We start from the raw sequence: 14,386 nt of genomic DNA, 5'->3' as shown, positions 1-14,386 counted from the left end.
AGAGAGGGTGCGCTTCTCGTCATCGGGATTCATGTCAGTCCAGACGACGGAAGGCCTGGTTGTCGACGCTGCTGCTGGTTTCCTGATTGAGCAGGCTGACCAGCAGAGAGGGTGCGCTTCTCACCATCGGGATTTATGTCAGTCCAGACGGCGAAAGGCCTGGTTGTCGAAGCTGCTGCTGGTTTCCTGGTTGAGCAGGCTGACCAGCAGAGAGGGTGCGCTTCTCGTCATCGGGATTCATGTCAGTCCAGACGACGGAAGGCCTGGTTGTCGACGCTGCTGCTGGTTTCCTGATTGAGCAGGATGACCAGCAGAGAGGGTGCGCTTCTCATCATCGGGAGCCAGCTCAGTTCAGGCGACGGAAGGTCTGGTTGTCGAAGCTGCTGCTGGTTTCCTGATTGAGCAGGCTGACCAACAAGATAGCCCGCTTCTCGCCGTCCGGCTCCAGATAGATGGCCTCGAATCCTGCCAGGGGACCCGATTCGATGAGCACCTTGTCGCCCTGATTCGGCAGGCAGGCATAGCTGGCCCTCGCCTCATCGCTGTCGTCCTTGCTCATCAGCTGGTAGACCAATTGGCTGGAGATGGGGGTCCACTCCCGACCGAAGTGGATGATGCGGCTGATGCCCCGGGTCGATTTGAGGGTCACAGGAGTGACCTCCTCGAGGTCCACATAGATGAACAGGTAGTTCGGGAACATGGGCTCGCGCACCGGCACGCGTTTGCCACGGCGCAGCTTTTCGACTTCCACCATGGGGTAATAGGATTCAATGCCCTGAGCTGCCAAATGGACTCGTGCGCGCGCCTCTTCCTTGGGCTTGCAGTAGGCCAGATACCATAGTTTCATGCTTGTTATTTCTTATCGTGATCGTGCCCGAGGCTATGATAGCGGCAGCGATAAAAAAGGCCACGTTGACGTGGCCTTTTTTGCTGGTGTGGCGGGTGGCTTACCAGCCCTTGACCAGTCCGCCGTTGAACAGCGCCATGCCTTTCTGGTAAACCTCATCGGTCTGGAACGCTTGCACGAACTGTTTGACCTTCTCGTCATCCTTGTTGTCTTCACGGGCGACGATCAGGTTGACGTAGGGGGACTCTTTATCTTCAACAAAGAGACCATTCTGGGTCGGGGTCAGCCCAATCTGACCGGCGAAGGTGTTGTTGATGATGGAGAGAGAGACATCTTCCAGGGAGCGCGGCAGCTGGGCGGCTTCCAGTTCGACAATCTTGAAGTTGCGTGGATTGGCCGTGATGTCCAGCACAGTCGCTTCCAGACCGGCGCCCTCTTTCAGAGTCAGCAGACCCTGTTTCTCCAGCAGGATCAGGGAGCGGCCCAGGTTGGTCGGATCGTTCGGGACGGCAATCTGGTCGCCATCTTTCAGTTCGCTCAGGGCTTTGATCTTCTTGGAGTAACCGGCAATCGGGTAGACGAAGGTGTTGCCGACCGGCACCAGCTTGAAGCCGCGATCACGGATCTGGGCATCCAGGTAAGGCTTGTGCTGGAAGGCGTTGATGTCGATGCTGCCATCGTTCAGGGCCACGTTGGGGGTGACATAGTCGGAGAAGGTCACCACTTCGACGTTCAGACCATATTTTTCCTTGGCAATCTTGGCGGCAGTCTCGATAAGTTCGGTCTCGGGACCGGCGATGGCGCCCACTTTCAGGGTCTGGCTCTCTTCTTTCTGGCCGCAAGCGGTCAGTACCAGGCCAGCCAGCAGGGCCGCCGCGATGGATTTAATGCCTAATTTCATAAAAACCTCCTGTTTAGAAATCGATGCTCAGCGATGATCGCATTGCTTGACCAGACGCTCACCTGCGCTCTGGATGAGTTGAACCAGTACCACCAGAATGGCCACGGTGACCAGCATGACGGTTGGGTCGAAGCGCTGATAGCCGTAACGGATCCCCACATCACCCAGACCGCCCCCCCCGATGGCACCGGCCATGGCGGAGTAGTTCACGAGTGTGACGAGGGTGATGATGACGCTGTTGAGGATGCCGGGCAGGGCCTCGGGCAGCAACACCTTGGTGATGATTTGCAGCGGCTTGGCGCCCATGGCCTTGGCGGCCTCGAGCAGGCCATCCGGCACTTCCATCAGGGCCCCTTCCACCAGGCGGGCGATGAAGGGCACGGCGCCTATGGTCAGCGGTACTATGGCCGCTATGGTGCCGATACTGGTGCCGACGATGAGTCGGGTCAGCGGTATGATGGCGACCAGCAGTATGATGAAGGGCACGGAGCGACCTATGTTGACCACGATGCCAAGCAGGCGGTTCAACAGCGGGTTGGCCAGGATCTGACCCGGCTTGGTCACATAGAGAGCGACGCCCAGGGGCAGGCCGAGCAGGCAACCGAACAGGGCCGAGGCTGACACCATGACAAGGGTGTCGCCCAGCGCCGTGATGAGCAGATTAATCATGGCGTCGGACATAACCCATTACCTCCAGCTGTATATGGTTGTCGATGAAAAACTGTTGGGTGGCCGCGCACTGGGCCTCGTCCCCAAATACCTCGGCCAGCAGGAAGCCGAACTTGACGCCCCCCGCGTATTCGATGTCCGCCGCCAGGATGCTGATGTCGACATTGAAACGGCGACTCACCTCGGAGATGAGCGGGCTGTCGACGCTGGCACCGGTGAAACCGAGCTTGAACAGCGGATAGCTGTTGGCAACCCGGGTCGGGGTCATGCGGTCCTGGTACTCCTGGGGCACATCCAGGTGGATGGTGGAGTGGATAAAATCGCGGGCCAGCTGGGTCTTGGCATTGCTGAAGAACCAGGCCACCTCGCCCTGCTCGATCAGGCTGCCGTCGCTGATGATGGCCACCTCGTCGCAGATCCCCTTCACCACGTCCATCTCGTGGGTGATGAGCAAGATGGTGAGCCCCAGCTTGAGGTTGATCTCCTTGAGCAGGCTCAGGATGGAGCGGGTGGTCTGGGGATCCAGGGCCGAGGTGGCCTCGTCACAGAGCAGCACCTTGGGGGCCGGCGCCAGGGCGCGGGCGATGGCGACGCGCTGTTTCTGACCGCCGGAGAGCTCGGACGGATAGGCATGGGCGCGCGCCTCCAGGCCAACCAGGGCCAGCAGCTCATCGACCCGGCCCTTGATGCGGGCCTTGTCCCAACCGGCCAGTTCCAGGGGGAAGGAGACATTGGCAAAGACGGTGCGCGAAGAGAGCAGGTTGAAGTGCTGGAAAATCATGCCGATCTGACGGCGTGCCAGGGTCAGCTCGGCTTCGCCGAGGGCGGTCAAGTCCTGGTCATCGACCACGACCTGGCCACTGGTGGGGCGCTCGAGCAGGTTGACGCAGCGAATGAGGGTGCTCTTGCCGGCGCCGGAGGCACCTATCACACCGAAAATCTTGCCCTGGGGTACATGCAGGCTCACGTCACGCAGGGCGTGTACGGCATCACTGCCTTTCCCGTAGACTTTGTTGAGGGCATTCAACTTGATCATGGATTCTTCCGTGCCAAAGCCTTAAAGCACAGGGCGCTACAGGCGGGTAAATTGGGCAGAGGTTACACTGGGTTTGCTCTGTCATCATGGTGGATGATGCTAAGATGTCTGGATGGCTATGTCAATGCATGTTTCTACGTCTAGACGTCTAAAATATGGATATCCATAGTCGGATATTCCCTATAGAAAAAACCGCTCCGAAGAGCGGTTCAGGTCACCTGGAACAGGTGAGAGAGGCAATTCCCTCGGGGGTTATTGGGTCTGGCTGCTGTTTGCCTCCTGGCTCTGCTCCTTGAGGAAGCTTATCCAGGGGGTGGCACGGCCGCTGACCTGGCCATTCTGGGCGGCCTGGGTAAAGGCGGTAAGCGCCTGCTGGGGTTTGTCCTGTTCGAAGTAGGCGACCCCGGTCAGGAACTTGAGGTCGGCCCGCTGCTCACCGCTGGCATTGCCCGCCGGCTTGCCCGCCAGGGCGACCAGATCCTGATAGCGCTTGCTCTGGATCATCATGCGCGCCATCTTGAGCTGCAGCTCGGCGTTGGGCGCCTGGCGGTAGGCCGTCATCATGGTATCGATGGCCGGGTTGAGCTCCTTGGCCTGATGCCAGTAGTTGGCCAGGGTCTTGAGGTTCGCCACGCTGCGCTCGACCTGACCCGCCTTCATGGCCTGCTCCAGTACGCGGGCGCCGCGATGGGGAATGCCGGCGAAGGCGAGGTAGTTGGCCAGGCGCAGCAACTCGGCCTGCTCGGTCAACATGCCAAGCCGATAGGCGCTCTCCAGGGCGGACAGCGCCTTGGCATCATTACCCGCCTGCATATACATGGCCGAGAGCTGGGTCCAGTACTTCTTCTTCTCCGGGAACATGCCGACCAGGGTAGTCAATACCTCGGTGGCTGGCTTGTACTGTTTCAGCTCGTAGTGGGCCCCCATCTTGAGCAGATACCAGGATTCCGGCGCCTTGCCCGCCGACAGCTTGATGGCACTGTCCACTGCCGGAATGGCTTCCCTATACTGCTTGAGCTGGACATGGGCATTGGCCAGGGTGATGTAGGCATGGGGGGTTGGCTTGTCATCCTTGCCAAGGTTGGCAAACCACTCCTTCATGGTCGTCACGGACCCCTTGAAATTGCCATCGGCCATATAAAGCTGGGCCAGGTTGTAACGCACCTGCTGGGCCACGGGTTGGGGGAGACCGCCGGTCGCAATGGCATCGGCGAAGTATTTGGTCGCCTTGCTGTATTGATCCTGCTGGGCCGCCACGAAGCCCAGGGTTTGCAGTATCACCCCCTTGTCATAGACCTTCTCGCCAGCCCCCGACAGGGCTTCTTGCAGCTTGGCATTGGCCTCGCCATATTTCTTGGCGGCAATCAGCTCCTGAGCCTTGTTGACCGCGCGGTAGGCGCGGTCAGAGAGGGAGGGTTGTTCGGCGGCCCAGCTGGCTGTGCTCATCAACACGGCCAGGGCGACCGGGGCCAATATCCCCTTGTGTAATTTGTTCATCGCCACCTTCCTTAGTTGACCGCGAATTCGATCTCTTGCTGCATGCGACTCGCCTGCGGCTTGCCATCGACCATGGCCGGTTTGAATGTCCACTTGGCCACGGTTTTACGCGCCTCTTTGCCGAGGTCGTAGCTGCGGGGCTGTTCCTTGACGACCCGGACATTGCTGACGGTGCCCCGTTCGGTAACGGTAAACTCCAGCAGCACCTTGCCCGATGCCAGGCCCGCCAGGGCGGCCTTGCGCGGCATCATGGGTTCGAAGGTTGCCAGTGGTATGGCACCGTTATTGCCGCCCAGGCCACCCCCACCGCCACCGGTGCTGTAGGCGCCGAGGGCATTGCCCCCGGCGATGTTGACCGGCAAGTCCAGCTTGGGCATGTCCATGGCCATGGTTTGCATCTGCGGCTTGTCCGGGCTCGACACTTCCATCTCGGGAGGAGGTGGCGGGCGCTTGGGCGGCGGCGGTTTGGGCAGTTCTCTCTGTTTCTCTTGCAGCGTCTCCTGGGGCTTGAGGCGGACAAAATCGACCATGCTGACGTCGTCTTGTTCCAACAGCTCCCGGCGATCCTGGTTAACCAGCTTGTCCATTCCCCAGAACAGGCCGAATACCACCAGAAAAGCGGCTGCGAAGGATATCAGGTATCTCATTGGTGACCCCTGGCATCAGCCTTCTTTGTTGGCCGCGATGGAGATGTTCTGCACCCCGGCCATGCGGATCTGATCCATGACTTCCACCACGATACCGGACTTGGATTCGGTATCGGCCTGGATCACCACGGCGCCCTCCGGGTTCTCGGCACGCAGCCGCTCGATGTTGGCACGCACCGCGCCCACCTCGACCTGGCGCTTGTCGACCCAGACCTGACCGTTCTCACGCACGGCCACCATGATGTTGCCCTTCTTGACCGTTTCGGCGGTATTGGCGCTGGGGCGATTGATCTCGACCCCGGCCTCCTTGACGAACGAGGTGGTGACGATGAAGAAGATCAGCATGATGAACACTATGTCCAGCATGGGGGTCATATCGATCGCCGCCTCGTCTGCGCTGCTTGCGCTGTGACGCTTTCTCATAGCAAAAACTCCTTGCTTGTCGCGGGTGGCGAAGCCTGGCTTCGCCACCGGATCATTCCCTGATTCAACCGTGCTTCAGGCTGTCTTCCAGTTTGTCGACCGCGAGCCTGCCTTTGTGCTCGAGGCGGCTGGCGAAGAACAGACCCGAGAGGGAGGCCACCATGCCCGCCATGGTCGGAATAGTGGCCTTGGAGATGCCGGAGGCCATGGCCCGCGGCGATCCCGTGCCCGTGATGGCGAGGGTGTCAAACACCTGCACCATGCCGACCACGGTACCAAGCAGGCCCATCAGCGGGCAGAGGGCGATCAGCACCTTGATGACCGGCATCCCCTTGTCCACCGCCAGGGCAACCCGGGAGACCAGTTCACGGCGGATCTGCTTGGCAGACCAGGATCCATGGTCACTGCGGGCCAGCCAGGTCTGTTGGGTTCCCCTGGCTTGCTGCGGGTAGATGGTCAGAAAATAGATCCAGCGCTCGAGCAACAGGGCCCACATCAACAGGGTGAGGAAGAAGATGGCGACCAGCACATCTCCCCCCATGCCCAGAAAGCGCCGGATGGATTCCACTTCCTCAATCAACCAGAACCACATGGAAGACTCCTTAGGCTGCTGCTTTGGCGGCGTGCAGACCTTCCTGATAACGGGCCACGAAACCCGCGCTCTGCTCTTCCAGGATCTGGATCAGGCGACGGCTCTGGGTCTGCACCACGGTGTAGAGGAACAGCATGGGCACCGCGACCACCAGGCCTTGCATGGTGGTGACCAGGGCCTCGGAGATGCCGCCGGCCATCAGCTTGGGATCGCCGGTACCGAACAGGGTGATGGCCTGGAAGGTGGCAATCATGCCGACCACTGTCCCCAACAGACCCAGCAGGGGGGCGACCGAGGCGATCAGCTTGATGATGCTCACGCCCTTCTCCAGGGTCGGCACATGGCGCAGTATCACCTCGTCGAGCTTGGACTCCAGATCTTCGATGTTGTCGCCCTTGTGGCCCTGATAGGCGGTCAGCATCTCACCCAGCGGGTTGCCCTTGATGATGGTGTCTGACTTCATCTGCTTGCGCATGGCGCCGCCGATGAGGGAGAGACGGGCACCGCAGAACAGGGCGATCAGCAGGCCAACGGCGCCCAGCGCCAGGATGACGTAACCGACCACGCCGCCCTGATCGATGCGCTCGGCCAGGGTTGGGGACTGCACCAGCAGGGAGAGGATGACGCCGCGCGACGGATCCACATAGATGGGTTCAAGCCCGGCGCCGCCCTGCTCGAAGTCGGCGATGAGGGAGGTCATCTTGCTGTCCGGTTGACGGGAGAGCTCTTCAAACTTGCCGGTTTCGGGGACGAAGTTCAGGTACTTGCCATCGGCGACCGTGTTGAACTCGCCAATCTGGGTGACGGTTTTATCGGCCTGGCTGCCTTCGCCGTAGACGACGGTGGCCGGGATCTGACTCACCTTGCCTGCGTCGACCATGCGACTGAGGATGGTGGTCCAGAAGGCTTCAAGTTCCTGGCTGGAGGGCAGCTCCTTGCTATCGGCAAGCTTGGTCAGCAGCGGCGCCTGATCGGGATGTTCTACCCGCAGCGGCGAGGCGTTGAAGATGCCCTTGAACTCGCCAGCGAACTGACGCACCACACCGAACATCTCCCCCATATTGCCGGCGCGCTGGCGCAGGGTCTCGGTCAGCTCGGTCAGCTGCTTGTCGTTGGCGTCAAAACTGGCCTTGAGCCGATCGCCCTTGGCGGTCTCGGCGGCGAGATCCGCCTTGGCCTTGGCCAGCAAGTTGGCCTGTTCGTTCTTGTCGGCCAGGAAGCGGGCCTCCCGCTCCTTGTTGAGCTGAGATTCGGTCAGGCTGTCGGCCTTGATCTGGCTCAGCAGGGCATTGAGATCCACCGGCTTCTCGGCGGCGGTGACTGGCAGAGTAAACAGGGCGGCACCCGCTATCAGCGAGGCTATGGTGAGTCTGAGTCCTTTCATGATGCTTTCTCCGCAGTGTGAACCGGCAACTTGATCAGGGCAGGGGGAGCCTGCTTCTTGGCGATGCGAAGGCCTTGTTCAACTGCACTGCGATACTCCTGGGGCAGGGCTTCCCACTGGCGGGTCTGTTTGTTCCATACCCCTGTCTCCATCCCGTCCGGGGATTGGTAGAGCAGGGCGATGCGGCCGACGCGCAGGAACTCATAGGTCTTCTGGGCGCCGTCTTTTTCCAGACTGGCCTTGTAGGCCTCTATGGTGCGACTGAAGCCCTCTTCGATCTGGTAGGCCTCGAGGATCTTGCGGTATTTTTCCGAGATGGTGACATCGGCCCTGTCCATCAGGTGGGTCAGGGCGGCCACCCTGTCTTCCCGCTCCACTTTCTGGAATGGCAAGTCCAGGCTGACGAACTGGTCGAGGGCGTCGATCATCTTGAGCATCAACGGCACCACTTCGGTACTGGTCTGATCGATCTGGGCTATCTGGCGCTGCATCGAGGCCAGCTCGCTGCTCTGGGAGTCGACCATCTTGCCGACTTGCTCGTTATAGACGTGCAGGCTGTCGAGTTGACGCAGACTCGCCTTGTACTGGGCCAGGGCGGATTCTGCGGTTTCGGCGTAGCTATCAATCTTTTGCTGAGACACTTTCGAGGCATTGTCGGTGGCGGCCTGGGTGTCCACGGCTTGGCCTGCGGTGGCGGCACTCAGGTTGAAGCTGGTCAACAGAGCGGCCGAGATCAGGCTGCCCAGAAGCGCTTTCTTCATTGTAATCGTCCTTGTTTTCATAGGATTACCCTATCTCCGTTACTTCTTTGGACCTTGGGTAAAGCCGGCCCGGGGGCCGGCTTACTGTTATGTCAGCACAGGGATCAGAACTTCTGGGTGTAGTCGAGGTAGTAGATGCGACCGTCGATGCTGTAGATGTCTTCGTCATAGGTGAAGCCATCGCTCTCGAGAGATGGAATACGGTTGAACATGTTCTTCACACCGGCCTGCAGCTTGCCATCCCAGGGAGTATCGACCCCGACGTTCAGGTTCCAGGTGGTGTTGGAGGCGATGTGGCCCGTCTCTTCACCGCTGTCGGCGAGATAGTCCTGGCTCTGGGAGTCGATGTAGTTCGCGCTCAGATAGGTATCCATGTTCCACCACTGGGGCACGTTCACGCCGACCCCTGAGTTGAAGCGCAGTTGCGGCTTACCGTTCTGGCCAATCTTGTCAATCTCCGGGCCACCGGCGTAGAGACCTTCCTTGTACTCCAGGATGTAGGTGCTGCCGAAGTCATAGCGGATGGTGGCGAAGTTCAGGTCGTAGCGATAATCCGCCTTGAAGTCCAGGCCGCTGGTGTTCAGATCCCCCAGGTTGACCATGGGAGAGGTGACATTGCGGATCTTGCCGTCGCTGCGGCGCTCGACCAGGCTGGAGCCGCCGTTGTTCAGCTCGTCATAGATGATGGACTGGGTGGAGTTGAGCTGGATGACATCCTCAATCTTGATGATGTAGTAATCCAGGGAGAAGTTCAGGTCGTCGATTGGGCTGTAGCTGGCACCGAAGTTCAAGGTGTTGGCCGTCTCTTCCTGCAGCTCCTCGTTAGAGGTTCGGGTGGTATTGTACTGCTGGTTCGGGCAGTCGGCTGCCGAGATGCCGTTGTTCTGGCAGTAGACGTAATCCTTGGCCCAGTCCGCTGAATAAGAGTCCGCAGCATAGAGATCCTGCAGGCTGGGGGCGCGGAAGGATTGCGACCAGGAGGTACGGAACATCAGGTTGTCCAGGGGCTGATAGCGAACGCTGGCCTTGGGGGAGAAGGCGCTGCCAAAGTCGCTGTACTTGTCATAGCGACCGGCGACGCTCAGCTCGACCTCTTCCAGTATCGGGATCAGGGTCTCCACATAGACGGCGGTGACGTTGCGATCGCCCCCCGAGGAGTTGCCGGACGACCCTATGATGTTGCCCGCTTCCGATTGGGAATCATATTTGTCGGCATAGACCCAGTCGTTGTACTCGGCGCCCGCATACCAGCTGACCGGGCCGGCTGGCAGTTCGCCCATGTCCCACTGCACACCGGCATACCACTGGTAGAAGTCCATGGTGGCGCGGCGGCTGGTATCGGCCGCCATGGAGGCCGTGGTGTCAGCATCAAACTCGCCATTGACGAACTTGCCATCGGCAACCGCTTGCTGGGCGGCGGGGGCCAGCACGTAACCGGTACCGTTCTCCTTGTTGTCGGTCTTGGAGTACATGTAACCGGCGTTCCAGATCAGATCGCCGACCGCTTCGGTGGGCAGGGTGCCCTCGAACGCCAGGTTGAGGCTGCCGGTGGTATCTGTGACCAGGTTGTCGCGGGTGCCGACGTTGTTGAAGCGGTAGTAGACGTAGGCGGCTTCCCCCAGGCTCTCGGTGGCGGCGGCATCCAGGCCATTTTGCTGGTAGAAGGCGGCATTTTTCGGGTTGGCCGCATCCACGGTGAAGGAGCCTGCTGCCGGGGCGAAGCGCCCGAAGCTCTCGACCCGGGAGGCGACTATCTGCGGCACGAAGTCGACGCTGTCGTTGATGTGATAACGGCCGTTGAGATAGAGGGTATCCCGGCTGCGCGAAGCCGTCTTGGCGGCGACCTGACCGTAGTCATAGTTACAGCCGCCATCGAAGTTGGTGAAGGGCTCTTTGCAGGTGCCATTGGCATCGGTGGCGCCCGCCAGGGGACCATATTTCCACTGGGCATCGCCATTGCCGTCTACCCCGGTGACGCCCTCGACGTTGCGGCCATAGGCGCTCGGCGCCTCCTTGCCCTGCTTGACGAGATAGTCGCGATCCCGGGAGTAGATGATGTCTTTCTTGTCGTGCTCATAGACGGCCATCAGGGAGCCTTTCTCCCCGGTGATACCGGCCATGACGGAGCCGCTCTTCTCGTCACCGCCGTCTTCAGACGGGCTACCGAGACGACCCTGGAATTGCAGACCCTCGTAGTCTTGCTTGAGGATGACGTTGATCACGCCGCCGATGGCGTCGGAGCCATAGATGGCGGAGCCGCCGTCCAGGTTGACTTCGACCCGCTCAACGGCCGCCATGGGGATGGTGTTGAGGTTGATGGCGGTGCCACCCATGGTGGGGGAGCCCGCGACCCGCTTGCCGTTGAGCAGTACCAGGGTTCGCTCTGACCCCAGGCCACGCAGGCCGACGGTGCCTTGGGACTGGAAGGAGCTGCCCGAAGAGGGAGAGACGCCGCCGAAGGAGTTGTAGGAGGCCTGCTTGAGGTAGTCAGCGACGGTTTGCTGGCCGGATTGTTCTATCTGGGCCTTGCTGACGGAGACGACAGGGGTGGAGCCTTCGACATCGACGCGGGAGATGCGTGAGCCAGTGACCTTGATTTTCTGCAGCTGTTCAACGGATTGGCCCTCTTCTTCGGCATAGACAGAGGGGGCCACTACTGCTGCTGCGCTCGCCAACGCGAACGCGATGGCAGCAGAGATCCTGCTTTTCCTAAGCATCGCTTATATCCTTCCTGGTTGTTTATTGTTTGCTTCCTGAACCGCCCTCGTTGGAGCAGTGCGTAAGGCTTATCAAGTTTTGGCGGCGGGAGTCAATTGATGGGCACTGTATGGGGAGATCGCGTTTTGTGGCGGCACAATATTAAATGCACAACGTTTTCTTAGTTATATATTCTGACGCATGGCAAAATGAAAGGTTAATGTGATGTTAACGCTCTTGTTGGTGAAGTATTTGATTAATGCGGAACTTATTACTAACGATGGGGTCTTGTTGAGTTTCATCTCACTTTTCCAGCCGTTCACGATATTTTTAACTGCTGAGTGTCGAGGGTGGCCCGATAAATAGATTGGCTGGTCAGATGAGATGGCTGTCTATTGCCTCTTTATAGCTATTTCAATTTCACGATCTTAACTTGTTGATTTTATGTGCTTTCACCTTTTTAGTCACATGAATGAAACAAAATTTAAATTCTTTAAATATTTTTTTTAATAGTGGTTTTTTATTTCGAATTTAAGTTTTCAGCAAAAAAAGTGCAGTGATTTACACTGTTGCGACATGCAAGGGGATGAGAGGAGACCAAGGGCTCGTTTTACTTGATTTTTGTTGCAGAGGTTTTACAGTGGCCGAGCGGATTGTTTGTCAAATTGCCAGTCAATCCAGCTTGTCGTGCCAGGAAGGAGAGGCCAGTCACAGGAAATGACTGGCCACACAATAACAACAAGGACGAGGTTTAACCCACCATGCTGTCGTATTTCTTACGTCGGATGCTTTTGATCATCCCGACGTTTCTAGGCATCACGCTGCTGGTCTTCACCGTCACCCGTTTCGTACCGGGCGGCCCGGTCGAGCGCATGCTGTTGCAAGCTCAGGTCTCGCAAAATGAATCCGGGCGATCCAGCGGCAGCAAAGGCGGCCAGGCCCTCTCCGACGAACAGATCGAGGAACTCAAGGCCTTCTATGGTCTCGACAAGCCGATGCTGATCGCTTATTGGGAGTGGCTGCAGAAGCTGGTGGTGCTGGACTTGGGGGAGTCGACCCGTTACTACGAGCCGGTCTGGGATCTCATCAAGGACAGGCTACCCGTCACCGCCTTCTTCGGGCTGGCGACCTTCCTGCTCAGCTATGCGGTATCCATCCCGCTCGGGGTGGCCAAGGCGCTCAAACACAACAGCCGTTTCGACTCCATCAGTTCGATGCTCATCTACATGGCCTATGCCTTGCCCGCCTATGTGGTGGGGATCTTCCTCATCACCGTCTTCGCGTTTCACCTGGAGTGGCTGCCTATGGGGGGCTTCCCCGGCGATGACTTCGAGTACATGGAGAGCAGCTGGGACAAGATAGTGGTCGTCTTCTCCCACGCCTTGTTGCCGCTTATCGCTTATGCCATCGGCGACTTTGCCATCCTCACCATGACCATGAAAAACAGCCTGATGGAGAACCTGTCGGCGGATTATGTGCGCACCGCCGTGGCCAAGGGGCTGCCGTTTCGCAAGGCGGTGACCGATCACGCCATGCGTAACAGCCTGATCCCCATCGCCAGCCACCTGGGGTCGGTGCTCACCGTCTTCTTTGGCGGCTCCTTCCTGATTGAGACCATCTTCAACATCGACGGCATCGGTCTGCTCGGTTACGAGGCCATCGTCGAGCGGGATTACCCCACCGTCATGGGCATACTCGCCATCACTTCCATGCTGATGCTGGTGGGCAATATCGTCTCGGATATTTGCGTTGCCCTCGTCGATCCCCGCGTGCGGTTTGGAGAATGATCATGAACCTTGTCCTTAATATCATGGCGATGCCGGCCGTCGATCCTCGCGTGCGGTTTGGAGAGTGATCATGAACCTGAATCCGGTCACGCTAAAGAAGCTCAAGCGTTTCAAGTCCATCAAGCGGGGTTACTACTCCTTCATCATCTTCTCAACCCTGGTGATGCTGGCGTTGCTGGCGGAGCTGCTGGTCAACAGCCGGGCGCTGGTGGTGAACTATCAGGGGGAGCTCTACTTCCCCACCTATGGCGACGTGATCCCGGGCCAGCACTTCGGGCTGGATTACCAATACGAGACCAATTACCGGCAGCTGCAGGGCAAGTTCGAGCAGGAGAACAACGGAAACTGGGTGCTGCTGCCCCCGGTGCCCTGGAATCCCTACGAGCAAGACTTCAAGCAAGATGTCTACCCGCCCTACGCCCCCAGCCTGGCGGATCGCCACTTCCTCGGCACCGACACCAGTGGTCGCGATGTGCTGGCGCGGCTGGTGTACGGTTTTCGCATCGCCATCGGGTTTGCCTTCATCGTCCTGGTGGCGAGTTACCTCATCGGTGTCAGCATTGGCTGCATGATGGGGTTTCTGGGCGGCAAGTTTGATCTCTTCTTGCAGCGCTTTATCGAGATCTGGTCCCAGGTGCCTTTCCTCTACGTCATCATGATCCTGGTCTCTCTGGCCAAGCCCAACTTCGGCCTCTTTGTCGGCATCAATGTGCTGTTCGGCTGGATGGGGATCACCTGGTACATGCGTACCCTCACCTACAAGGAGCGGGCGCGAGACTATGTGATGGCGGCGCGGGCCCAGGGTGCCAGCACCAAGCGGATCATCTTCAACCACATACTGCCCAATACCCTGGTGATGATAGTGACCCTGGCGCCCTTCGCCGTGGTCGGCAACATCTCGACCCTGACGGCGCTCGATTACCTCGGTTTCGGGTTGGCGCCGCCGACCCCCAGCTGGGGAGAGCTGCTCTCCCAGGGCATCAACAATCTGGATGCCATCTGGATCGTCAGCTCCGTGGTGGTGGCGGTGAGTCTGGTGCTGATCATGGTCTCCTTCATCGGGGAAGCGGTGCGTGAAGCCTTCGATCCTCGTAAATTTACCCGTTATCAATGAGTGGTCGCCACGCCTCTGCAGAGGCGGGCGC

Annotated in this window: 13 protein-coding genes and 1 pseudogene; 2 read left to right on the top strand and 12 right to left on the bottom strand. The window is 59.1% G+C overall.

From position 1 onward, the window contains the following. Positions 1-138: 138 nt before the first annotated feature. The 12 genes and pseudogenes from M2367_RS20115 to M2367_RS20060 form a co-directional block, all read right to left on the bottom strand. A pseudogene (locus tag M2367_RS20115) lies at positions 139-241 on the bottom strand (transcription/translation regulatory transformer protein RfaH); the annotation flags it as partial. A 105-nt stretch (positions 242-346) separates the two neighbouring features. After that, entirely contained in the window at positions 347-847 is a 501-nt protein-coding gene (gene rfaH / locus M2367_RS20110) for a transcription/translation regulatory transformer protein RfaH (protein WP_259238208.1), read from the bottom strand. A 100-nt stretch (positions 848-947) separates the two neighbouring features. Then, a complete protein-coding gene (gene metQ / locus M2367_RS20105) occupies positions 948-1,748 on the bottom strand; it encodes a methionine ABC transporter substrate-binding lipoprotein MetQ (RefSeq protein WP_042039790.1) in 801 nt (266 codons plus the stop codon). 27 nt (positions 1,749-1,775) lie between these two features. Next, positions 1,776-2,429 (bottom strand): methionine ABC transporter permease, encoded by a 654-nt coding sequence (locus tag M2367_RS20100; protein WP_042039789.1) that lies wholly within the window; start codon positions 2,427-2,429, stop codon positions 1,776-1,778. Further along, positions 2,410-3,453 carry a methionine ABC transporter ATP-binding protein MetN gene (gene metN / locus M2367_RS20095; RefSeq protein WP_259238189.1) on the bottom strand — a complete coding sequence of 348 codons (1,044 nt, stop codon included), beginning with the start codon at positions 3,451-3,453 and terminating at the stop codon, positions 2,410-2,412. The genes M2367_RS20100 and metN overlap by 20 nt, the downstream gene beginning before the upstream one ends. Before the next feature lie 252 nt (positions 3,454-3,705). Further along, positions 3,706-4,950 (bottom strand): lipopolysaccharide assembly protein LapB, encoded by a 1,245-nt coding sequence (locus M2367_RS20090; protein ID WP_259238188.1) that lies wholly within the window; start codon positions 4,948-4,950, stop codon positions 3,706-3,708. Positions 4,951-4,961: 11 nt separating this feature from the next. Continuing rightward, complete coding sequence (locus M2367_RS20085; RefSeq protein ID WP_042039786.1) at positions 4,962-5,597, bottom strand: energy transducer TonB; 636 nt, start codon at positions 5,595-5,597, stop codon at positions 4,962-4,964. A gap of 15 nt (positions 5,598-5,612) precedes the next feature. After that, positions 5,613-6,020, bottom strand: coding sequence for a biopolymer transporter ExbD (locus M2367_RS20080; RefSeq protein ID WP_005892521.1), 408 nt, complete (start codon positions 6,018-6,020; stop codon positions 5,613-5,615). A 64-nt stretch (positions 6,021-6,084) separates the two neighbouring features. Next, complete coding sequence (locus tag M2367_RS20075) at positions 6,085-6,612, bottom strand: MotA/TolQ/ExbB proton channel family protein (protein ID WP_259238181.1); 528 nt, start codon at positions 6,610-6,612, stop codon at positions 6,085-6,087. A 10-nt stretch (positions 6,613-6,622) separates the two neighbouring features. Continuing rightward, a complete protein-coding gene (locus M2367_RS20070; RefSeq protein WP_259238178.1) occupies positions 6,623-7,996 on the bottom strand; it encodes a MotA/TolQ/ExbB proton channel family protein in 1,374 nt (457 codons plus the stop codon). Beyond that, complete coding sequence (locus tag M2367_RS20065; RefSeq protein ID WP_042039781.1) at positions 7,993-8,757, bottom strand: DUF3450 domain-containing protein; 765 nt, start codon at positions 8,755-8,757, stop codon at positions 7,993-7,995. The genes M2367_RS20070 and M2367_RS20065 overlap by 4 nt, the downstream gene beginning before the upstream one ends. 104 nt (positions 8,758-8,861) lie before the next feature. After that, on the bottom strand, positions 8,862-11,474 hold the full coding sequence (locus M2367_RS20060; RefSeq protein ID WP_259238174.1) for a TonB-dependent siderophore receptor: 2,613 nt from the start codon (positions 11,472-11,474) through the stop codon (positions 8,862-8,864). A gap of 741 nt (positions 11,475-12,215) precedes the next feature. Between M2367_RS20060 and M2367_RS20055 the strand changes: the two genes are divergently transcribed. After that, positions 12,216-13,241: an ABC transporter permease subunit gene (locus M2367_RS20055; protein ID WP_310504100.1), complete on the top strand. Its 1,026-nt coding sequence runs from the start codon at positions 12,216-12,218 to the stop codon at positions 13,239-13,241. 70 nt (positions 13,242-13,311) lie between these two features. Beyond that, complete coding sequence (locus M2367_RS20050; protein ID WP_224432945.1) at positions 13,312-14,355, top strand: ABC transporter permease; 1,044 nt, start codon at positions 13,312-13,314, stop codon at positions 14,353-14,355. The last annotated feature ends 31 nt before the right edge of the window (positions 14,356-14,386 follow it).

The sequence above is a fragment of the Aeromonas sp. BIGb0445 genome (genome assembly GCF_024809075.1).
GTDB classification, from domain to species: Bacteria; Pseudomonadota; Gammaproteobacteria; order Enterobacterales; family Aeromonadaceae; genus Aeromonas; species Aeromonas rivuli.
The sequence above is the reverse complement of the archived record's forward strand: the minus strand, read 5'-3'. Positions and strand labels throughout refer to the sequence as shown.

What these genes read in the sequence shown, in the direction of transcription:
- rfaH (WP_259238208.1), bottom strand. Translation starts at nt 847, where the DNA reads ATGAAACTATGGTATCTGGCCTACTGCAAGCCCAAGGAAGAGGCGCGC.
- metQ (WP_042039790.1), bottom strand. Translation starts at nt 1,748, where the DNA reads ATGAAATTAGGCATTAAATCCATCGCGGCGGCCCTGCTGGCTGGCCTG.
- M2367_RS20100 (WP_042039789.1), bottom strand. Translation starts at nt 2,429, where the DNA reads ATGTCCGACGCCATGATTAATCTGCTCATCACGGCGCTGGGCGACACC.
- metN (WP_259238189.1), bottom strand. Translation starts at nt 3,453, where the DNA reads ATGATCAAGTTGAATGCCCTCAACAAAGTCTACGGGAAAGGCAGTGAT.
- M2367_RS20090 (WP_259238188.1), bottom strand. Translation starts at nt 4,950, where the DNA reads ATGAACAAATTACACAAGGGGATATTGGCCCCGGTCGCCCTGGCCGTG.
- M2367_RS20085 (WP_042039786.1), bottom strand. Translation starts at nt 5,597, where the DNA reads ATGAGATACCTGATATCCTTCGCAGCCGCTTTTCTGGTGGTATTCGGC.
- M2367_RS20080 (WP_005892521.1), bottom strand. Translation starts at nt 6,020, where the DNA reads ATGAGAAAGCGTCACAGCGCAAGCAGCGCAGACGAGGCGGCGATCGAT.
- M2367_RS20075 (WP_259238181.1), bottom strand. Translation starts at nt 6,612, where the DNA reads ATGTGGTTCTGGTTGATTGAGGAAGTGGAATCCATCCGGCGCTTTCTG.
- M2367_RS20070 (WP_259238178.1), bottom strand. Translation starts at nt 7,996, where the DNA reads ATGAAAGGACTCAGACTCACCATAGCCTCGCTGATAGCGGGTGCCGCC.
- M2367_RS20065 (WP_042039781.1), bottom strand. Translation starts at nt 8,757, where the DNA reads ATGAAGAAAGCGCTTCTGGGCAGCCTGATCTCGGCCGCTCTGTTGACC.
- M2367_RS20060 (WP_259238174.1), bottom strand. Translation starts at nt 11,474, where the DNA reads ATGCTTAGGAAAAGCAGGATCTCTGCTGCCATCGCGTTCGCGTTGGCG.
- M2367_RS20055 (WP_310504100.1), top strand. Translation starts at nt 12,216, where the DNA reads ATGCTGTCGTATTTCTTACGTCGGATGCTTTTGATCATCCCGACGTTT.
- M2367_RS20050 (WP_224432945.1), top strand. Translation starts at nt 13,312, where the DNA reads ATGAACCTGAATCCGGTCACGCTAAAGAAGCTCAAGCGTTTCAAGTCC.